This is a genomic window from Ferrimonas balearica (assembly GCF_019802055.1).
Lineage (GTDB): Bacteria > Pseudomonadota > Gammaproteobacteria > Enterobacterales > Shewanellaceae > Ferrimonas > Ferrimonas balearica_A.
In genome coordinates, this window is sequence record NZ_JAHVHW010000007.1 from 793,608 (window position 1) to 812,057 (window position 18,450).

General features: G+C 58.6%; 19 protein-coding genes and 2 tRNA genes. 11 read left to right on the top strand and 10 right to left on the bottom strand.

Annotation, left to right across the window (positions count from 1 at the left end):
* The 5 genes from nadA to KUV52_RS11190 all read left to right on the top strand — a co-directional run bounded on the left by nadA (position 1) and on the right by KUV52_RS11190 (position 3,505).
* On the top strand, positions 1–1,065 hold the full coding sequence (gene nadA, locus KUV52_RS11170; RefSeq protein WP_222526014.1) for a quinolinate synthase NadA: 1,065 nt from the start codon (positions 1–3) through the stop codon (positions 1,063–1,065).
* Positions 1,066–1,120: 55 nt separating this feature from the next.
* A complete protein-coding gene (locus KUV52_RS11175) occupies positions 1,121–1,933 on the top strand; it encodes a CHAD domain-containing protein (RefSeq protein WP_222526015.1) in 813 nt (270 codons plus the stop codon).
* An 80-nt stretch (positions 1,934–2,013) separates the two neighbouring features.
* Positions 2,014–2,101: transfer RNA gene (locus KUV52_RS11180), tRNA-Ser, on the top strand.
* Positions 2,102–2,634: 533 nt separating this feature from the next.
* Entirely contained in the window at positions 2,635–3,129 is a 495-nt protein-coding gene (locus KUV52_RS11185; RefSeq protein WP_222526016.1) for an O-acetyl-ADP-ribose deacetylase, read from the top strand.
* Between the two features lie 288 nt (positions 3,130–3,417).
* Positions 3,418–3,505: transfer RNA gene (locus KUV52_RS11190), tRNA-Ser, on the top strand.
* Positions 3,506–4,209: 704 nt separating this feature from the next.
* On the opposite strand, the gene KUV52_RS11195 is transcribed toward KUV52_RS11190, so the two are convergent.
* The 7 genes from KUV52_RS11195 to KUV52_RS11225 form a co-directional block, all read right to left on the bottom strand.
* A complete protein-coding gene (locus KUV52_RS11195) occupies positions 4,210–5,628 on the bottom strand; it encodes an aspartate ammonia-lyase (protein WP_222526017.1) in 1,419 nt (472 codons plus the stop codon).
* An 85-nt stretch (positions 5,629–5,713) separates the two neighbouring features.
* Complete coding sequence (locus tag KUV52_RS11200; protein ID WP_222526018.1) at positions 5,714–6,040, bottom strand: hypothetical protein; 327 nt, start codon at positions 6,038–6,040, stop codon at positions 5,714–5,716.
* 124 nt (positions 6,041–6,164) lie between these two features.
* Positions 6,165–6,380, bottom strand: coding sequence for a TIGR02450 family Trp-rich protein (locus KUV52_RS11205; RefSeq protein WP_222526019.1), 216 nt, complete (start codon positions 6,378–6,380; stop codon positions 6,165–6,167).
* On the bottom strand, positions 6,377–6,880 hold the full coding sequence (locus tag KUV52_RS11210; RefSeq protein ID WP_222526020.1) for a DUF2878 domain-containing protein: 504 nt from the start codon (positions 6,878–6,880) through the stop codon (positions 6,377–6,379). Before KUV52_RS11210 ends, KUV52_RS11205 begins: the two co-directional genes overlap by 4 nt.
* On the bottom strand, positions 6,877–7,317 hold the full coding sequence (locus tag KUV52_RS11215; RefSeq protein ID WP_222526021.1) for a nuclear transport factor 2 family protein: 441 nt from the start codon (positions 7,315–7,317) through the stop codon (positions 6,877–6,879). The genes KUV52_RS11210 and KUV52_RS11215 overlap by 4 nt, the downstream gene beginning before the upstream one ends.
* Positions 7,307–8,674: a cryptochrome/photolyase family protein gene (locus tag KUV52_RS11220; protein ID WP_222526022.1), complete on the bottom strand. Its 1,368-nt coding sequence runs from the start codon at positions 8,672–8,674 to the stop codon at positions 7,307–7,309. The genes KUV52_RS11215 and KUV52_RS11220 overlap by 11 nt, the downstream gene beginning before the upstream one ends.
* A gap of 8 nt (positions 8,675–8,682) precedes the next feature.
* Complete coding sequence (locus KUV52_RS11225; RefSeq protein WP_261389969.1) at positions 8,683–9,627, bottom strand: YbgA family protein; 945 nt, start codon at positions 9,625–9,627, stop codon at positions 8,683–8,685.
* A gap of 125 nt (positions 9,628–9,752) precedes the next feature.
* Between KUV52_RS11225 and KUV52_RS11230 the strand changes: the two genes are divergently transcribed.
* The 3 genes from KUV52_RS11230 to KUV52_RS11240 are packed head-to-tail and all read left to right on the top strand — an operon-like array spanning position 9,753 to position 12,636.
* Positions 9,753–10,244, top strand: coding sequence for a putative 4-hydroxy-4-methyl-2-oxoglutarate aldolase (locus tag KUV52_RS11230; protein ID WP_222526023.1), 492 nt, complete (start codon positions 9,753–9,755; stop codon positions 10,242–10,244).
* A gap of 11 nt (positions 10,245–10,255) precedes the next feature.
* Positions 10,256–12,091, top strand: coding sequence for an AsmA family protein (locus KUV52_RS11235; protein WP_222526024.1), 1,836 nt, complete (start codon positions 10,256–10,258; stop codon positions 12,089–12,091).
* Positions 12,091–12,636, top strand: a complete 546-nt coding sequence (locus KUV52_RS11240; RefSeq protein ID WP_222526025.1) for a BsuPI-related putative proteinase inhibitor — start codon at positions 12,091–12,093, stop codon at positions 12,634–12,636. The genes KUV52_RS11235 and KUV52_RS11240 overlap by 1 nt, the downstream gene beginning before the upstream one ends.
* A gap of 7 nt (positions 12,637–12,643) precedes the next feature.
* On the opposite strand, the gene KUV52_RS11245 is transcribed toward KUV52_RS11240, so the two are convergent.
* Positions 12,644–13,342: a YIP1 family protein gene (locus KUV52_RS11245; protein WP_222526026.1), complete on the bottom strand. Its 699-nt coding sequence runs from the start codon at positions 13,340–13,342 to the stop codon at positions 12,644–12,646.
* A 128-nt stretch (positions 13,343–13,470) separates the two neighbouring features.
* On the opposite strand from KUV52_RS11245, the gene KUV52_RS11250 reads away from it, so the two are divergent.
* Positions 13,471–14,301: an ATP-binding cassette domain-containing protein gene (locus KUV52_RS11250; RefSeq protein ID WP_261389970.1), complete on the top strand. Its 831-nt coding sequence runs from the start codon at positions 13,471–13,473 to the stop codon at positions 14,299–14,301.
* Positions 14,279–15,481, top strand: coding sequence for an ABC transporter permease (locus tag KUV52_RS11255; RefSeq protein ID WP_222526027.1), 1,203 nt, complete (start codon positions 14,279–14,281; stop codon positions 15,479–15,481). The genes KUV52_RS11250 and KUV52_RS11255 overlap by 23 nt, the downstream gene beginning before the upstream one ends.
* A gap of 43 nt (positions 15,482–15,524) precedes the next feature.
* On the opposite strand, the gene KUV52_RS11260 is transcribed toward KUV52_RS11255, so the two are convergent.
* Together KUV52_RS11260 and KUV52_RS11265 are read right to left on the bottom strand one after the other, a co-directional pair.
* The gene (locus KUV52_RS11260) at positions 15,525–16,667 is read right to left on the bottom strand and encodes an iron-containing alcohol dehydrogenase (RefSeq protein WP_222526028.1); all 1,143 of its coding nucleotides are present in this window, start codon (positions 16,665–16,667) and stop codon (positions 15,525–15,527) included.
* Positions 16,668–16,805: 138 nt separating this feature from the next.
* Positions 16,806–17,285, bottom strand: a complete 480-nt coding sequence (locus tag KUV52_RS11265; RefSeq protein ID WP_222526029.1) for a DUF962 domain-containing protein — start codon at positions 17,283–17,285, stop codon at positions 16,806–16,808.
* Between the two features lie 99 nt (positions 17,286–17,384).
* On the opposite strand from KUV52_RS11265, the gene KUV52_RS11270 reads away from it, so the two are divergent.
* Positions 17,385–18,317 (top strand): LysR family transcriptional regulator, encoded by a 933-nt coding sequence (locus KUV52_RS11270; RefSeq protein ID WP_222526030.1) that lies wholly within the window; start codon positions 17,385–17,387, stop codon positions 18,315–18,317.
* Positions 18,318–18,450: the final 133 nt, after the last annotated feature.

The following is an 18,450-nucleotide window of genomic DNA, read 5'->3' on the forward strand; positions in this document are numbered from 1 at the left end:
ATGATTGAAGCCCCTGTTGTTGATGATCTGCACTATCCCTTCCCGCCGAAACCGACGCCGCTGAGCGAAGAGGCCAAGCAGGCGTATCGCGAGCGTATCAAGCGCCTGTTGAAGGAGAAGGACGCGGTGCTGGTAGCGCACTACTACACCGACCCGGAGATCCAGGCGCTGGCCGAGGAAACCGGTGGCTGTGTGGCCGACTCTCTGGAGATGGCCCGGTTCGGGGCTGAGCATCCCGCATCCACTCTGGTGGTGGCGGGTGTCCGCTTTATGGGGGAAACGGCAAAAACCCTGACTCCGGATAAGCGCGTGCTGATGCCCACTCTGGCGGCGACCTGCTCTCTGGACCTGGGTTGCCCCGCCGATGAGTTTACCGCCTTCTGTGACGCCCACCCGGACCACACCGTGGTGGTCTACGCCAATACGTCCGCCGCGGTTAAAGCCCGCGCTGATTGGGTGGTCACCTCCAGCATTGCCCTGGAGATTGTCGAGCATCTGGACAGCGAAGGGCACAAGATCCTGTGGGCACCGGATCGTCACCTGGGCAGCTACATCGCGAAGCAGACCGGCGCCGAGATGCTGATGTGGCAGGGCGCTTGTGTGGTGCACGACGAGTTCAAAGCCAAGGCCCTGCTTGACCTGAAAGCGCAGAACCCTGACGCCGCTGTTCTGGTACACCCCGAGTCGCCTCAGGCGGTGGTTGATGTCGCCGATGCCGTGGGTTCCACCTCGCAGCTGATTAAAGCGAGCCAGGAACTGCCCAACCAGACCTTTATCGTGGCCACTGATAAAGGGATCTTCTACAAGATGCAGCAGCTCTCTCCCGAGAAGAACTTTATTGAAGCACCTACTGGCGGTAACGGTGCCACCTGCCGCAGCTGCGCTCACTGCCCCTGGATGGCGATGAACGGTCTTGAGGCGATTGAGAAAGCCCTGACGGCGGATGATAAAACCGAACACGAAGTGTTTGTGGATCCGGACCTGGGCGAGAAAGCGATGATTCCGCTGAATCGGATGCTCGACTTTGCCGCAGAACTGCGGCTTAAGGTGAAGGGCAACGCCTGACCCAACGCTATACTGAAAAACGCCGAAAAGTTCGGCGTTTTTTTATGAGGTTAAGATGGAGGCATTGAGTGCGGGCATTCAGGCGAGGGTGGCGGAACAGTATGTTCGCGCACAGCGGATGCTGGCTGAGGTCGACGTTGACGCAAGCCCGGAAGCGCTGCACCAATACCGCGTCAGCCTGCGTAAAGCCCGAAGCCTTCTGACCCTGTATCGAACCTCCCTGGAACACACGCCCGCTTCTCTGGTGGCGGAGATGCTGGCGGAGCAGGCCACCATCGCCAACCGTGCCAGAGATCTGGATGTATTTCTGACCACGCTGCCGGAGGGAAAACTCAGGGACAGGGTTGGTGAAATGCGCAGGGAGGCCTATGACAACTTTGCCAATGAGGCAAAGCAACAGGCGCGGGACCGGGCGGTTGTGCAGTGGCTGCTGTCGTTGAACTGGGCTGAAGCGGAAAACCGCTGCGGACTCGATGAAGAGACCGACAAAGTGCGCGCCTGCCTGCTGGCCAGAATCGATCGTCAGTGTTTGCGCCTTCAATCGCGCCCTTCCAGCCGACAATGGCATCGTTTACGTATCCTGGTTAAGCGCTGGCGTTATCTGGAAAGCCTTTGCGGCGGTAACGGAGAGATAAACCACCTGAAAACCGGGCAGACCCTTCTCGGGGACTTCAATGACCTGTGCTGTCAGATAACTCTGCTTAAGGGGTTAGAGCAGGGGAATGACGCCTGCCGCAAAGAAGCAAAGCGGACCCGAAAAGCACTGAAGTTGGCGAAATCTCAGAAAAAAGGGGAGCTGGATCACTGGATCGGCACACTGCTGGTGAAAAAAGGGGCAGACGATCCGCTTGATGAAAAAAGCCGTTGACGTACCCCGCTGCCTCCCCTAATATGCGCAACCCGTAGCGGGGCACAGCGCAAGGCGCTTCCCGAGACGAAAATCAAAATGGTCAGGTGTCCGAGTGGCTGAAGGAGCACGCCTGGAAAGTGTGTATACGGCAACGTATCGAGAGTTCGAATCTCTCCCTGACCGCCATATCTGAAGAGCCCGCACAATGTGCGGGTTTTTTCGTATCTGGAGTATGGCTCCGGGACAGGGGGAGTGAGAACTCTCGCCAGAGTTCGCAACGTAGGCGCGCAGCGCCGGAGTGACGCCGCTTGCGGCGGCCCCGAAGGGGTGAAACCATCTCTCCCTGACCGCCATATTAGAAGAACCCGCACAATGTGCGGGTTTTTTCGTATCTGGAGCGATGCAACGAGCCGTAGCGTGGGCTTATAGCCCACGAAGCGCAGCCGACCCAACCCGGTGATGCCGTGGGTTGAAAACCCACGCTACGATGGCCCCGAAGGGGTGAAACCATCTCTCCCTGACCGCCATCTTCAACAAAACTCGCACAGTGTTGCGGGTTTTGTCGTATCTGGAGCCATGCAACGAGCCGTAGCGTGGGCTTATAGCCCACGAAGCGCAGCCGACCCAATCCGGTGATGCCGTGGGTTGAAAACCCACGCTACGAAACCCGACCCTGCCAGATGCCTTCACCGCTATCCTGATAGTAAGGAGAGCGAAGCATGACCATTACCCTGCACCTTGGCGATATCACCACACTGTCGGTGGATGCCATTGTGAATGCCGCCAATCCCAGCCTGTTGGGGGGCGGCGGTGTTGATGGCGCCATTCACCGGGCTGCTGGCCCGGAACTCAAAGCGTTCTGTCGAACTTTAGGTGGATGCGAAACGGGGCAAGCCAAGCATTCACCAGGCTTCGCCTTGACGGCACACTGGGTCATCCACACGGTTGGCCCCATCTGGCAGGGTGGAGACAGTGACGAAGCACGGCTTCTGGCTCAGTGCTACCAGAACTGCCTAATGCTGGCTGAGGAGATTGGCGCTGACAGCATCGCGTTTCCCTGCATCTCGACCGGCGTCTACGGCTATCCGGCAGACCGGGCGGCGCGTATTGCCCTGGATGTGATGCAACCCTGGGCGCATCGCCTTGCCCTGCATGTGTGCTGCTTTAAAGAGTCTGATCTTTCCCATTACCAGGCGCGATTGGCCGATGGCTGATGGCTCGGTGCATCTATGAGCGCAAACCGTTGTTTAACTGGTCATTGTGGCGGAGAACTGCGCAAACGATCCGTTTCGGGAAATTCTTGCCTTGACGGTTTGGTGGGGGTTCCGTAAAGTACGCGTCGTCGAGAGGGGGAGCCCCCCAAGACAACAAAAAGGTCAGGTGTCCGAGTGGCTGCTCGGAGGCGGGGCCGACAAAATCGCCACGCTCAGGCGTGCGATTCAGCCACCACTCATAACGAGTTAGTGGCCGTGAGGAAAACACGCCAAAGCAAACAATTTAATGGTCAGGTGTCCGAGTGGCTGAAGGAGCACGCCTGGAAAGTGTGTATACGGCAACGTATCGAGAGTTCGAATCTCTCCCTGACCGCCATATTCAACAAAACCCGCACAGTGTTGCGGGTTTTGTCGTTTATAGAGCTAATGCTCGTAGTCAGGGAGAATGAGAACTCTCGCCAGAGTTCGCAACGTAGGCGCACAGCGCCGGAGTGACGCCGCTTGCGGCGGCCCCGAAGGGGTGAAACCATCTCTCCCTGACCGCCATATCTGAAGAGCCCGCACAATGTGCGGGTTTTTTCGTATCTGGAGCGATGCAACGAGCCGTAGCGTGGGCTTATAGCCCACGAAGCGCAGCCGACCCAATCCGGTGGTGCCGTGGGTTAGAAACCCACGCTACGATGGCCCCGAAGGGGTGAAGCCATCTCTCCCTGACCGCCATATTAGAAGAACCCGCACAATGTGCGGGTTTTTTCGTATCTGGAGCGATGCTCCTGGCCGTAGCGTGGGCTTATAGCCCACGAAGCGCAGCCAACCCAATCTGGTGGTGCCGTGGGTTAGAAACCCACGCTACGATGGCCCCGAAGGGGTGAAGCCATCTCTCCTTGACCGCCATATTAGAAGAACCCGCACAATGTGCGGGTTTTTTCGTATCTGGAGCGATGCAACGAGCCGTAGCGTGGGCTTTTAGCCCACGAAGCGCAGTCGACCCAATCCGATGATGCCGTGGGTTCAAAGCCCACGCTACGAAAAACAAAAAAAAGCCCCGCAGTGCGGGGCTTTCTGACAAGGTGTTGCCGATCAGCTCAACTGAGCGATGGAGGGCTTCAGCATGATCTCAGGGTCGAGCAGACGGTCCAATTGCTCCTGGGTCAACAGTCCCTCTTCAAGCACCAGCTCAACGATGCCCTGACCGGTCTGCAGAGCGGTTTTCGCCAGACGAGTGGTGTTCTCGTAACCGATGTAGGGGTTGAGCAGGGTGGCCAGTGCCAGACTGTTGTTCACCAACTGTTGGCAGTGGTCCTTGTTGGCGGTGATGCCCACAACACAGCGAGTGGTCAGCATGGCCATGGCATCGCTGAGCATCTTCGTGGAGTTCAGCAGGTTGTAGGTGATCAGGGGCTCCATGGCATTGAGCTGCAACTGGCCAGCTTCTGCCGCCATGGTGACCGCCAGGTCATTGCCGATCACCTGGAATGCGGTCTGGTTTACCGCTTCCGGAATCACCGGGTTGACCTTGCCAGGCATGATTGAGGAGCCAGGCTGCATCGGCGGCAGGTTGATCTCGTTAAAGCCGCAACGGGGGCCGCTGGAGAGCAGGCGCAGGTCGTTGCAGATCTTGGAGAGCTTCACCGCGATGCGGCGCAGAATGCCGGAGTAAAGCACAAAAGCCCCCATATCGACGGTGGCTTCCACTTTGTCGCTGGCGCCCTTCATCTCCACTTTGGCGATGTCGGAGAGGTGCTGAATGGCCGCTTCCGCGTAATCCGGGTGAGCATTGATGCCGGTGCCGATGGCGGTGCCGCCGAGGTTCACTTCGGCCAGCAGTTTGGCGGCCTCTCTAAGGCGGTCGATGTCCTCTGCCAGAGTGTGTGCAAAGGCGCGGAACTCCTGACCCAGAGTCATGGGCACCGCGTCCTGCATCTGGGTGCGACCCATCTTCAGTACGTCATCAAACTCGTCGCCTTTGCGCTGCAGCGCTTCTACCAGGTCGGTAATGGCATCGATCAGCGGGTGGCTGGCGAAGATCACCGCCAGACGCACTGCCGTCGGGTAGGCGTCGTTGGTGGACTGGGCGAGGTTAACGTGGTTGTTGGGGTGCAACTGGGCGTAGTTGCCCTTGGCATAGCCGAGGATCTCCAGACCGCGGTTGGCGATCACCTCGTTGGCATTCATGTTGGTGGAGGTGCCTGCGCCGCCCTGGATCAGATCAACAATAAACTGATCGTGCCACTGACCATCGATGATCTCCTCACAAGCGGAGACAATGGCATCGTGGTGATGCTGGGCCAACACGCCCACATCAAGGTTGGCTTTGGCTGCCGCCATTTTTACCATGGCCAGCGCATTAACCAACTGAGGGAAATGGCTGATCGGCACGCCCGTGATATTGAAGTTTTCCTTCGCACGTTGGGTTTGGATGCCGTAATACGCAGTGTGGGGTACCTGGGCGTCGCCCAGCAGATCGTGCTCGATCCGAAAAGCAGAGTTGTGGTTCATGGACAGAAATAACCGTTCAGGATTGGCAGTTGCCCGACAATAGAAAAGACAATGCGCCCCCAATATTTGGAGCGCAGCGTTAAATTCAGCGGCGTTTGTCGAGATCGACCATGGTTACCAGTAACTCCTGATAACTCATGTCGAGATCTTTGGCCAAATTAATTAATTTGGCCTTATAAGTTTGTACCTGCTCTTTTTTCTTGGCGGCTTCCCGACGCTGTGTCAGAAGTTCATCAACGGCTTCCCGAAACGTCTCAAGCTGCTTATCAGACCATTCCAGCTTGTTCAAAAAAGCCATCATTTGAGATTTGGAGCGGGTGGAAGCATTGAGATCGCCAGATTTGCTCTGCTTTTCCTGGTCCATTTCGACCAAGGCCGAGCGAAAGGCGGCTTCCAGTTGGGCATTGCTCATAGAGTCAGGGTTCTCTTTTATAAGAATAAGGGTACGAATCTTCCGTGACTCAACCGGTAATCGGCATCCTGCCTGAACATAGGTCAAGTATCATAAAGCAGTTGAGTTGAACCGCAATGATTTCTTAACGCCAGCCCATATGCCAAAGATCGGAATCTTCCAGGCTTTCCCTTTCTAATTCAAATTCATGGCGATTATTCACTCCTTGTAATACCACCTTGGTGACTTCGCCATGGGCGTCGGTCAGAGTCCCTGTGACCAAAAAGTGGGTTTCGTCATGGACGGCGGCGCTGCTGGTCCATTTCGACAGCAGAAGATCTTTGGACGAGAACACGTTCATGGCTTACCTCCCAGTGAATCCGGAGCCAGCGCGGTTATCAACGCCCGGCCCAGAGGAAAGAGCAGTGCCCAGCACAGCCCGATAATGACCACGCCCAAACTCGTGGTCGGAGCCAACTCCAGTGCGCCAAAGCGTTCCCCCAGATAATAACCCACGCTCCCCATCACGCCACCCAACAGAGCCAATGCCCAGGTGGATTTCGGCAGGCGGGGTTGGCAGGCCGCGAGGGAAAGGCCAAACCCGAGCCAGAGCAGGGCAAGATGCATGGGCATGGCAACGGGGGAGCCGCTCAGGCTCAATACCTGCTGCTGAATCAAAACCGCATCGAGGCCAATGCCCAGTATCGCAATGGCACTGCCCAGGCGTCGCCAACCGCTGGCAGACAGCCACATCGCCATCGTGACCAGTGCCTGCCACCAGAGTGTGTCAGCCTGCCCGAACACCGCCAATGCCCAGTTAACATCGAACAGCAACAGCAGGACGACCAGACGGCGGTTCATGGCGACACCTTTCCTTTTAACCAGCGCGTTGCTGCACCGAACAGAGGCACCTGTTCATACAGCATCTGGCCAAGGTCAAAATAGTCCCGGTGCCGGATGATCAGCCCATCCCGGGTATTGAGTTCACTGATCCCCTCTACCCGGACCGGCTTTCCGCCAGCGAGCTTCGGGTGGTACAGAGTCATCACCCAGGGTTGTGCCCAGTGGGGGGGCGCACCAATCGGCATGCCCAGCTCAAAGTGGCAGGCATTGACGTTGTGGTATAGCGTCGCCAGGTGTGACTTAAAACGCTCACGCCCGTGGATTTCACCGCTTGGGTCGATAAAGGTCATGTCCGGGTGATAGAGGGTGTCGACCCGGTCCAGATGCTCCCGACTCAAGGTTTGCCAGGTCCGGGCAAACGCCTCCATCGGACCTTCCGGGATCTTATGAAGCATTTGCCATCGCCTCCGTGTGTCGTTTGAACTGCTCGGTAAAGGCCGCCGCTTGCTGCCGGTGATCCACCATGGGTGGCGGGTAGTCGGGTGCCAACAGAAAAGGTCCACCTTTATGAAGCTGTTTGGCGGGAACGTCGGACAGTTCCGGTACCCAGTGACGAATGTAGTCGCCATCCGGGTCAAAGCGCTCACTTTGACGGTAGGGGTTAAAGTGGCGGAAGTAGGGGGCGGCATCGGCGCCACAGCCTGCGGCCCATTGCCAGCCACCGTTGTTGGACGCCAGATCGCCATCCACCAGCTGATTCATAAAGTACGCCTCTCCCAGTCGCCAATCCAGATGAAGATCCTTAACCAGAAAGCTGGCACACAACATGCGCACTCTATTGTGCATCCAACCGGTGGCGTTCAGTTGCCTCATTCCGGCATCCACCAGCGGGAAACCGGTTTGCCCCGATTGCCAGCGGGAAAACCAATCCGCTGGGCCGTGCCACTCTGCCTCTTTGTGCGGGTAGAGAGCCTGGTGGCGGGACAGATTGGGAAAGTGGTGCATCAGGTATCGGTAAAACTCTCTCCAAAGCAACTCATTCAACCAGGACTGTGCGCCATCGCCGTCCGGTTGGGCACGCAGGGCGAACAAAGCCTGGCGGGGTGAGATGACGCCAGCAGCGAAATAGGGGGAGAGGGCGGAGGTGCCCTTGTGATCCGGTCGGTCACGCCACTGGTGATAGCCGCTTACTCTCTCATTGCAGAAACGAGCCAACGCGCGCTGAGCCGACTCCTCTCCCGCAGGCCAGAGGGGCAGGGGAGATTCAACCCAAGAGTCGCTGTCTAACGATGCAGGAGGGCGCACTTGTGGCTCCGGGGGCGGCAGCGGCTCGGAGAGGTCGAGCTGTTGACGACATCGGCGGGCGAAGGGGGTAAACACCCTGTATACCCCGCCTTGTCCCGTAGCCACGGAGTCGTAGTCCACCAAGTTGGCATCCAGATAGCGGATCAGCGGTACCGGCAACCTGTCAGAGAGTTGGTTCTCCAACTGGCACTCATTAACGCCTATCGCATGATGACAGTGCACCGCCTTGATGGGCAGGTCGCTGCAGAACTGTTCCAGTCTGGCGGGAATCTCACTGAAGTGATCGCAGTGCCAGACGACCAGAGGGATGCCACGCTCGGCCAGTTGCGCTGACAAATGCTGGACGTTGGCGTAATGCCATTGGCGTTTTCGTTCGACGCAGTCATGCATTGCCCACTGAGCCGGGGAGGCGATATAGAGCCCTACCACTGCTCCCGCCGCCCTGGCCCCGTGAAGGGCCGGGTGGTCATGGATCCTGAGGTCGTCGCGAAACCAGACCAGCTGCATGTCAAACCTCACAGGTGATAGCGCAGCGCCAGGTGCTGCGGATGGGGCGAAAGGTACTGCTGCTCCTGAATATAGGGCTTGGGGTAGCGCTTAAGCAGGTTTTGCAGCAGCACCAGGGGCGCCATTAAAGGCAGCTCGCCGGCGCGGTAGGCCAGGATGGTTTCATGCAGGTGCTGACGTTCTGAGCGGTCCATCTCCCGCTTAAAGTAGCCTCCAATGTGTTGCAATACATTGGTATGGTTGCGGCGGCTGGCGGGCTTGGCCAATGCCGTCATCAACTGATGGCTGTAGCGTGACAGACGGGTTTCCATCGGCAGCTCCCGGGTGCCTGCAACGTATCGACCCAGCTCCCGATAGGTTGTCTGATGGTGCGCCAGCAGCAGCAATTTATGACGACGATGGAAGTCGAGAAGCTGCTGCTCACTCGGCTGACTGGCTATCAGGGCCTGAAGTCCGTGGTAGACATAAACCCGGGTGATGAAATTTTCCCTGAGCAGGGGGTCATTGAGTCGGCCATCCTCCTCAACCGGAAGGAGCGGATACGCGTTCATCAACGCTTCCGTAAACAGACCCCGACCGTCCCGGCGGCTGCCGGTCTGGCCTTCGTTCAGGATGCGGACCCGCTCCATGCCACAACTGGGTGACTTGGCACAGACGATGTAGCCGGAAAGATTAGCCAGCGCAGGTATCGCGCGTTGGTTAAAGGCCTCCATGGCGTCGGTATGATCGATGCCGTTCTTGTCATCCATCAGTCGAACCGTTTCACCGATCTCCCGCAGGCGAATGGTGGGGCGGGGTGTTCCCATACCCATGCCCAGCTCGGGGCAGAGCGGACGCAGGTCGAAAATGTCCCGAAGGGGCCCGTCAACGAAGCCCGAACGCTTGTGTCCACCGTCAAATCGCACTTCCTGCCCTACAATGCAGGCACTCACTCCCACTTTTGGCATCGACATGGTGCCCCTCCAACTCAAATTTCTCCTCGTGATGCTCTGTACGCTTGCGAGTACGAGGTGAGATCAGTCAGGATGGCATTCTTAACCGCTTTTTTCAGGAAATCAGTGATTTCAGGAGTGTGTTCATGCTCGATCTGTTACCGGATCTCTGTGATGACTACCCGGATGAGGTGCGCCTGTTGCCCCCTCTGTTCCGACAGTTTGGCGGAAAGCGGATCTTTTTCGGTCCGGTGGTCACCCTTCGTTGCCCGGAGGACAATTCGCTGGTTCGGGAAGCCGTGGCCGAGCCGGGGGAGGGGCGGGTGCTGTTGATTGATGGGGGAGGAATGTCTCGTCGGGCACTGCTTGGTGACATGCTGGCTGAAAAGGCGGTGGCTAACGGTTGGAGTGGCATCGTGGTGTACGGCTACGTTCGCGATGTGGCCACTCTGGGCACTTTGGATCTCGGAGTTCAGGCCCTGGGCGCCGTGCCGATGAAAACCGATAAACGGGGGCTGGGTGATCGGGATGTCGTGGTGGAGATCCACGGGGTTCATATCCATCCCGGCGATCACCTCTATGCTGACGATAATGGTGTGCTGGTTGCCTCCCGAGCTCTGCCCCTGGCGACACTTTGATAGGAATACGGATGATGAAAGTCATTAAAGGGTTACTGCTGGCGCTGCTGGCCGTTGTGGTGGTCGTGGGTGGCTACCTGGCGTTTTTCTTCGATCTCAACAGCTTCAAGGGTCCCATCGCCGACAAGGTGAAGCAGGTCACCGGACGGGACCTGGTGATCGACGGCGACATTGGCTGGTCACTCTACCCCACGTTGGGGCTGGATCTGGCCAAGATCCAACTGGGTAACCTGCCGGGAGAGAATCTGCCCCCTTTGCTGAGTGTGGACCAGGCTTCGGTGGGGGTGGCGCTGCTGCCGCTGCTGAGCCGGGAGCTTCAGGTGGAGGAACTGGCGGTATCCGGGGTTCGTCTTGAACTGGTGACCCTGCCGGATGGGCGCTCCAGTCTTACGGGACTGGGCGGGGATAAGCCAGCGGAGACTCAACCGGATGAGGGCAGCAAGCCGCAGACGGCTCCCTCCGGACCCAAGCACTGGGTGCTGGGCCACCTGGCCGTGAATGACCTGACCATCCACAACGACAACCGGGCGGCGGGCGCTGACCAGACGGTGGCGATCAAACAGCTGGAGCTGGCTCGCATCGAGCCTGAACGAGCCGCGCCTCTGCGCCTTGAGATTGAGGTAGGGGATGGCGATCTGGCGGTGGCGACGCAAGCGGAAGCGATGTTGACCGTATCCGCTGATTTCAGCCGGTTCCAGATCGACGACTGGCGTCAGCAATTGACCGCGCAGGGATCCGCCGTGGGCAAACAGCCCCTTAAGCTGGGTTTGGCCTGGGATGCGGATCTGGACCTGGCTCGCCAGCACTTCAAGGTGGCCAATCTGGAGCTGAAGCTGGCGGATTTCGTGATGACCGGCGAAGCCCAGGCTGATCTGGCCGGGGTGCGCCCCAGCTTTGTGCTGAAAGCCAAGGGCAACCATCTCAATCTGGATCCCTGGCTGCCGCCGGCAGAGAGCGCCGACGAGTCGAAACCCGACACCGCACCGACGCCGAAGGATGGCCCGCAAGAGGAGCCGGACCTCAGCGCGATGAAATTGATGGATCTGGATGCCGACCTGCACCTTGGTGCGCTTCAGGCCCGTGGCGTTCTGGCGGAAAACCTCGCGTTGAAAGTCAGGCTGAAAGAGGGCGTACTGACCCTGGAGAAAGCCAGTGGCAAAGCGTTTGGTGGCCAGTTGACCGCCAACGCGAGTCTGGATGGCACGGTGACGCCAGCGCGCTATCGGTTCGATAACCGCATTGAGCATCTTGCCATTCAACCCATGTTGCAGGCGCTGGCGGATGTGGACCTGTTGGCGGGAACCGGAGCCTTCCACCTGAAGGGGCAGGGGGAAGGACTGACCGGCAAGGCCATGAATCAGCTCACCGCTTCCGGTGGCTTGTCTCTACAAGACGGTGCTGTTTACGGCGTCAACGTGGCCCAGATGATCCGGGAGGCGGAAGCCAAGCTGAAAGGGGATCTGCAAACCCAGGTCGTTGAGCAGAAAACCGACTTCTCCACCTTCAGTACCGAACTGAAGATCAAGGATGGCACTCTGGCCACCCCCAATCTGGAGATTGCTTCTCCGCTGCTGCGCATCAGTGGCGATGGCAAGGTGGCGATTGAGCCGCAGACACTGGATTACGCGCTGACCGTATCCCTGGTGGGTAGCCTGGAAGGGCAAGGGGGCAAAGGGGTGGATGAACTTAAAGACATTCCCATTCCGTTGACCGTCTCCGGGCCGGTAACCGACCTGCAGTTTGGTTTGGATACCGATGCTTTGCTGAAGGGCAAGCTGGACCAGGAAAAAGAGAAGCTGGAAGAGAAACTGAAAGACAAACTCATGGAAAAACTGGGGAACTTCTGATGACTATCAAGCGTTCAGCGATCTTATCCACCCTGTGTCTGGCCAGCCTGGTATTGACGGGGTGCGCAGAGTCGGCGGACAGCGCCGTCACGCCTGAGCCCGCTGCTGCCCCGACCATCGTGGGCGGACAGCAACCCTTACCGCCGCCGGTGGTGGTACCCGATAACGGAGAGGAGCACGCTGTGCTGGCAACATTGCAGACATCCCCTGAGTGGTCTCGTGAGGTCGCCGGGCAGGTAGCGCTGGTACTCACCAACGACGGCACCACCGCTGCGCGGTACACCATCGCTTCCGGCATGCTGGCGGACTTTGTGCTGTCCCAGGGGAAACAGGTTTACTGGCGTTACTCTCAGGAGATGATGTTCACTCAGGCACTGACCGAATTGAACCTGGCACCGGGTGAAACCCGCACCATCCGGGTGCAGGTTTCGGCGTCCAGTCTGGGTAAACTGAAGCCGGGTCAATATCAGATCAGTGCGATGCTGAATACCCACCCTATGGGGGCCGGACCGGTGATCAAACCGGTCTCCATCACCCTGAAGTAATCCGTTATCAGAACAGCTGAATTGCCGCCCAAACGCCGTAGATCACCACGGCGGGAAGGGCGGCAATCAACAGTGCCTGTCCGGAGGCAATCTGGGTCCAGGCCCGGATCCCACTGTAATAGAGCCAGATTTTCCACGGCAGCAACAGAGAGAAAGACTCGCTGAAGGTGTACCAGTCGTGGGTTATGGAAAGGCCCAACAGACGGTTCAGGCTCACCGGCGCCAGTATGCCGGGTGAGATCTCCCCTGAACTGATCAGCAACATCACCAGCGCGACCAGCATCGGCACCACCAGCACCAGGTTGCACCACCAGGTCATTCCGAACCAGTCACCAAATCCCTGCACATTGTTGTCATCAACCAGCGTGACCTTACTCAGATAGAACCCCATCAGGGCATTGGCGATGATCAGCCCCAGTATCCCCGTACTTAACTGTGCGACAAGTACCCGTCCGGACGTCATCTCCGCCAGCACGGTGGCGCGGTCCTTAGAGGGCAGGTCAGCCAGCATGGGCTGCAGATACTCAGACTGATACCAGCCCCAGTCCACCTTGTTGAAAAAGAGCCACTGCAGGGCGGCGAAGCTCAGCACCAGGGCAAGAAAGGGCCACCATGATGCGCCTTTTCGGGATTTTAGTTCGGAAAAAACCGGATAAGGCTGCCAAAGAACCCGCCACAGCGCCTGAGGAAGAAAGGGGGAATTCATAACTTACATCCTTGTTTTATCGACGTTTTGCCATGGTAAAAGGGAATTTGCTCAAGGTGTATACTTTTCACGTCACGAACCTGTTAGCTTGAGCCCACTAATCCATCGGCCGAACAGGAAGATCGACCATGATTGAGATACGTGGTTTGCGCAAGCGTTTCGCCATCCACAATCCCAAAGCCGCTGCTGAGCAGGAGGGGGAACCGGATCCCCGTCAGCGCGGACGCTTTTTTCATTCGGTAGAGTCGGTGCATCTGCGCTGCGAACCCGGCCAGGTAGTTGGTCTGGTTGGCCCCAACGGCGCGGGCAAAACCACCACCCTTCGCCTGCTGTCCGGGGTTCTGAAACCGGACGAGGGTGAGGTGCTGATCAACGGCGAGGACCTCCATCAATGTGGTGAGTCCGTGCGCCGGAAGATCGGCTTTATCTCCGCCACCACTGCGTTGTATGAGCGCCTGTCGGTGGAGGAAAACCTGCTCTATTTCGCTCGACTTTATGGCCTGAGCAAAGCAGAAAGCCTCGCCCGCGTCGAGGCGCTGTGTGAACAACTGGACCTGAGCCAGTTTCGCCACCGTCGGCTGATGGACCTCTCCTCCGGCATGAAGCAGCGCACCAATATTGCCCGTGCGGTGATCCATAACCCCTCTGTCATCATCTTTGACGAGCCCACCACCGGGCTGGACATCATGTCCACCGAAACCGTTCTGAACTTTATCCAGCTTCAACGGGACGCGGGATTGCCGGTGATCTTCTCTACGCACCATATTGAAGAGGTCAGCCTGCTGTGTGACCGACTCTCGGTGATCGTGCAGGGACACACCCGCTTTGATGGGCCGCTGGACCAGTTTGCCGGAACCCGGGATACCGCCGCCATCCGCCACCGTTTTATGTCACTGTGTCAGCCTGAAAGTGCTGCCGTCATGGAGGAGGCCGCTGATGATTGCGCTGATCTGGCTTAAGGAGATCCGCGAGGTTTTGCGGGATAAGAAAACCCTGTGGTTCGTGGTGCTGTTTCCCACTGTGGTGCTGCCAGCCCTGATGGGCGGCGCCATTTATGTGGGTGCCTCCAGCGTGAAGCAGGTGTATGAGTCTGACTTGCGGTTCCGCCTCGATGCGCCGGAAGTGTGGCGCGATACCATCGGCGAAGCGCTGGAGCAGGGAGAGCGTTTGATTTGGCAGCGGCAAACCGCCCCGGAAGGGCGTGAGGCGATCGATGCCCTGATCAACAGTGAAAATACCGAGTTTGTATTGGTGGTGCCGGAGGATTTCGAGCCGAGTACCGTCGCCGTCAGCGAATGGCAGCTTTACTACAACCAGGCGGACGATGTGGGTCAGTTCGAGCGGATCCAGGAGGCGTTAACGCCGCTGTTTGCCCAGTGGCGGGACGCCCATCGGGATGCCTGGCAGTTGTCCGAGACCCAGATCCAGGTGCTGGAGCAGCCAGTCAGTCTGGCCCGGGTTGGGGTGGCGGATGACCGGGAGTTCTTTGGCGAAAAAGCGGGGGGCTTCCTGCCCTATGCGTTGTTGCTGCTCTGCCTGATGGGGGCGATGTTGCCCGCCCTGGACCTGGGAGCCGGAGAAAAGGAGCGGGGCACTCTGGAGACCCTGCTGATGGCGCCGGTCAGCAAGAGCACGCTGGTGTTGGCCAAGTTCGCGGTAATCGCTGTCTGCAGCCTGATGGTGGCGTTGCTGACCATGGCCAGTGGCGTGATCTGGTCGTTGGTGCTGGGCCAGATGTTTGCCATCGATATCCTGATTAAGGCGGTGAGCACCATTGGTATCAAGGACCTGGCGTTGATTCTGGTGCTGCTGATGCCGATTGCGATGTTCTTCTCTGCCTTGCTGCTGGCGGTGTCCCTCTATGCCCGAACCTACAAGGAGGGGCAGAACTACGTGGCGCCTTTGAACATCGTGGCAGTCATGCCCGCCATGGTGGCCCTGTTTCCCGGCATTGAACTGACTCCGGTTCTGGCCTGGACGCCCCTGGTCAATGTCACTTTGGCCAGCAAGGAACTGCTTAAGGGCACCTTTGACTACTGGCAGATGGTGCCGATCATGGCCTCAAACCTGGCCCTGGCAGGGGTCTTGTTGGCGTTTTGCGTGATCTGGTGCTCGCGGGAGAAGGTGCTGTTCCGCTAACCAAAACGCCCCCGGTTCCGGGGGCGTTCTTTTTGGGGAGGGCTTATTCCGCCTGACGCAAGATCGCGTCGACCGTATGAAGGTCCACATCCCGCTGATGGCCCAGGGTGGTCATACCGTGACCCTCAAGGGCGGTGATCACCTGGTGCAGTACATCATTCTTATCCAACTGGTAGTCGCTCAGGCGAGTGCCTACACCGACGCTGCGGTAGAGCTGCTCCATGATGTCGATGGTGCGGTGGGCAACATTATCCCCCTCCAGACCAAACACGTTGTGTCCCATCTGGGTGAGCTTGGGCGCTTTGCGCTCAAAGCAGACCCGCAGCAGTGCCGGTTGCACCAAAGCCAGTGTCTGGGCGTGATCCAGCCCGTACAGCGCCGTGAACTCATGACCAATGGCATGAGTGGCCCAGTCGTGAGGCACACCCGCCCCAATCAGGCCATTCAGCGCCTGGTTGGCGGTCCACATCAGGTTTTCTCGCCATTCCAGGGTGTGTCGCTGGTCAAACTGGCCTGCCAGCACCACCAGGTTACGCAGCAGGGCTTCAGCGAACCCCTCCTGAACCATGGCGCCGGTGGGCACTGTCAGGTACTGCTCACAGATATGGACAAAGGCATCCACCAGCCCATTGGCCAGCTGTCGATCCGGCAGCGAGGACATGGTATCCGGGTCGAGCACGGCAAAAACCGGGTACACCGCCGGCGAGAGGAAGGAGCGCTTTTCCGCCGTTGCAGTGCGGCTGATCACCGCGGCAGCATTGGATTCGGAACCAGTGGCGGGCAGGGTCAGGATGGCGCCCAGGGGCAGGGCATCGCGCACTTTGTGCTTGCCGGAAAGGATGTCCCAGCCGTAACCATCATACCTGGCGGCGGCTGCCACGTATTTAGTGCCATCGATGATGGACCCGCCCCCTACTGCCAGAAGGAAATCGAACCCTTCTGCCTTAACCCGGGCTACTGCCCGGTCCAGTGTCTCGACGGCCGGGTTGGGCTCGATACCGCCAAACTCCTCCCACTGGTGCGCTTTCAGGGCTGCACACACCTGGTCATAGACACCGTTGGATTTGATGGAGCCGCCACCGTACAGCACCAGGACTTTGGCGTCCTGCGGGATCAGTCGCGCGATGCTGGCGATTTGACCGCGGCCGAACTGGATCTGAGTGGGGTTGTGAAAGGAAAACTGCATAGGGCACTCCGAGTCTTAACGGGCGCAGGCCCGACCTCTGATAAGTACTCGATTGTGCCTGTGACGACCGACGCTTTCCAGCATCCAAATCACTAAAGCCGCCCAAGTGCGGCGGCTTTATTCAGTGATAACCAGGTGTTAGGCCTGGGAAGCGGGGCGATAGGGGATGCCGAGCTTGCGGTAGATAAAGCTCAGCAGCCAGATGGGGCCGATAAGCAGAAACTGAATGTCTTCAAAGAAGCTGGGCTTTTTGCCTTCCACCTTGTGGCCGATGAACTGAAATATCCAGCACACCACAAACAGGGTCAGCGCGCTCTGCCACAGGGGGATGGTCACATTGGCCTGATGCCAGAGGATGATGGCGACCATCGCGGCGGTAACCCCCACCATGCCGATGGCCAGGTTGCGGGAAAGGCGCCAGTAAAACAGCAGGCTGATCACAATCAGTACGACCGCCAGGTTCACCAGCGGTTGGCCGGGCAGATGCACCTCCCACAACAGGGCCAGCACCGTCCACATGATGATGGGCACGCAGATCCAGTGGATGGCTTTATTGATGGGGTTCTGGTGACTGACGCCATAGGCGTTCAGCCATTGCTGGATGTTCTTATGGAGCATTGGGCTCTCCCGCAGTGGAAAAGAGGTTTGTGTGTGACTTGGATCACACCCTAATCCGCTTTAACCTAACAATCCAATGACTATTTTTCAGCGCCAACAATGACACAGATTCATGAAATGCTGCCGCAGCGCATCGACTTCAACCTGTTCCGCATCTTTGTGGCGGTGGCCGAAACCGGCTCAACCGGCGCCGCAGCCAGACAGCTGCACCTGACGCAATCGGCGGTGTCTCACGCGCTGGGGCGGTTGCGAGCGCAATTGGGGGACCCTCTGTTCGTTAAGCAGGGTCGGAACCTGGTGCTGACGCCCCATGGCCGGGCGATGATGCCGAGGGTTCAGCAGGCGCTCTCGACGCTGGATCAATGCCGGGTGCAACCGGGCGCGTTTGACCCCTCCACCGCCACTCTGGAATTTCATCTGGGGTTTCGGGACATCCTGGAAGCGATGCTGCTGCCGCCGCTGATGGCCCGGTTAAGTGAGATGGGTGCCAGCCTGCGCTTTACCAGCAGCCGGGTGCGGGGCAGCGAACTGGAAGACAAACTGAAGAGTGGCGAACTGGATCTGGCGGTGGATATGGAGGTACCGGTGGGGGACGCCATCTCCAGCACCGGTTTTCGTTCGGAGCCGTTGGCGGTTCTGGTGGGGCCAACGCACCCGGCGTTTGAAAGCGGCACGCTGGATGAGGGAGCGTACGTGGCATCGGAGCATGTGCTGGTGACGCTGGAGCCCCGGGAACGGGCCTTTGTGGAGCAGCGGATGCTGGGGGTGGGCAGTCGCCGCAGCGTTCGCTTGCACTGCCATACCTACTTTGCCGCCGCGTCGGTGGTGGCACAGACCAACCTGATACTGACCATGCCCGCCACCTACGCTGGCAGATTGGCCACTCTGCTGGGACTGCGGATCCTGCCACTGCCCTTTGAGTGTGAGCCACTGCCGGTGCGCTTGTATTGGCGCCGAGCCAACTCTGATGAACCGTCGGTACGCTGGTTGATCGACACGGTATCGGCCCTGGGGCAGGGGTTGGATCGCTGATTCCCGTCACAAAGCGAATTTTTCCCGACCAGGGGTTGTCATGCGTCTGTTTTTATTTCAGGGCGGGTTCCGTAATCCAATTGTTCCGCTTGTGAGGCAAGTTTGTGATCTCGCTTGCGGAGAGGAGGAGAGG

Excerpts from the sequence above, each read along its gene's own strand:
- KUV52_RS11220 (WP_222526022.1), bottom strand. The coding sequence starts at position 8,674 with ATGCAGCTGGTCTGGTTTCGCGACGACCTCAGGATCCATGACCACCCG.
- KUV52_RS11205 (WP_222526019.1), bottom strand. The coding sequence starts at position 6,380 with ATGAACGTGTTCTCGTCCAAAGATCTTCTGCTGTCGAAATGGACCAGC.
- KUV52_RS11235 (WP_222526024.1), top strand. The coding sequence starts at position 10,256 with ATGATGAAAGTCATTAAAGGGTTACTGCTGGCGCTGCTGGCCGTTGTG.
- KUV52_RS11260 (WP_222526028.1), bottom strand. The coding sequence starts at position 16,667 with ATGCAGTTTTCCTTTCACAACCCCACTCAGATCCAGTTCGGCCGCGGT.
- KUV52_RS11245 (WP_222526026.1), bottom strand. The coding sequence starts at position 13,342 with ATGAATTCCCCCTTTCTTCCTCAGGCGCTGTGGCGGGTTCTTTGGCAG.
- KUV52_RS11255 (WP_222526027.1), top strand. The coding sequence starts at position 14,279 with ATGATTGCGCTGATCTGGCTTAAGGAGATCCGCGAGGTTTTGCGGGAT.
- KUV52_RS11240 (WP_222526025.1), top strand. The coding sequence starts at position 12,091 with ATGACTATCAAGCGTTCAGCGATCTTATCCACCCTGTGTCTGGCCAGC.
- KUV52_RS11210 (WP_222526020.1), bottom strand. The coding sequence starts at position 6,880 with ATGAACCGCCGTCTGGTCGTCCTGCTGTTGCTGTTCGATGTTAACTGG.
- KUV52_RS11250 (WP_261389970.1), top strand. The coding sequence starts at position 13,471 with ATGATTGAGATACGTGGTTTGCGCAAGCGTTTCGCCATCCACAATCCC.
- KUV52_RS11175 (WP_222526015.1), top strand. The coding sequence starts at position 1,121 with ATGGAGGCATTGAGTGCGGGCATTCAGGCGAGGGTGGCGGAACAGTAT.
- KUV52_RS11230 (WP_222526023.1), top strand. The coding sequence starts at position 9,753 with ATGCTCGATCTGTTACCGGATCTCTGTGATGACTACCCGGATGAGGTG.
- KUV52_RS11270 (WP_222526030.1), top strand. The coding sequence starts at position 17,385 with ATGACACAGATTCATGAAATGCTGCCGCAGCGCATCGACTTCAACCTG.
- KUV52_RS11215 (WP_222526021.1), bottom strand. The coding sequence starts at position 7,317 with ATGCTTCATAAGATCCCGGAAGGTCCGATGGAGGCGTTTGCCCGGACC.
- KUV52_RS11200 (WP_222526018.1), bottom strand. The coding sequence starts at position 6,040 with ATGAGCAATGCCCAACTGGAAGCCGCCTTTCGCTCGGCCTTGGTCGAA.
- KUV52_RS11185 (WP_222526016.1), top strand. The coding sequence starts at position 2,635 with ATGACCATTACCCTGCACCTTGGCGATATCACCACACTGTCGGTGGAT.
- KUV52_RS11225 (WP_261389969.1), bottom strand. The coding sequence starts at position 9,627 with ATGTCGATGCCAAAAGTGGGAGTGAGTGCCTGCATTGTAGGGCAGGAA.
- KUV52_RS11265 (WP_222526029.1), bottom strand. The coding sequence starts at position 17,285 with ATGCTCCATAAGAACATCCAGCAATGGCTGAACGCCTATGGCGTCAGT.
- nadA (WP_222526014.1), top strand. The coding sequence starts at position 1 with ATGATTGAAGCCCCTGTTGTTGATGATCTGCACTATCCCTTCCCGCCG.
- KUV52_RS11195 (WP_222526017.1), bottom strand. The coding sequence starts at position 5,628 with ATGAACCACAACTCTGCTTTTCGGATCGAGCACGATCTGCTGGGCGAC.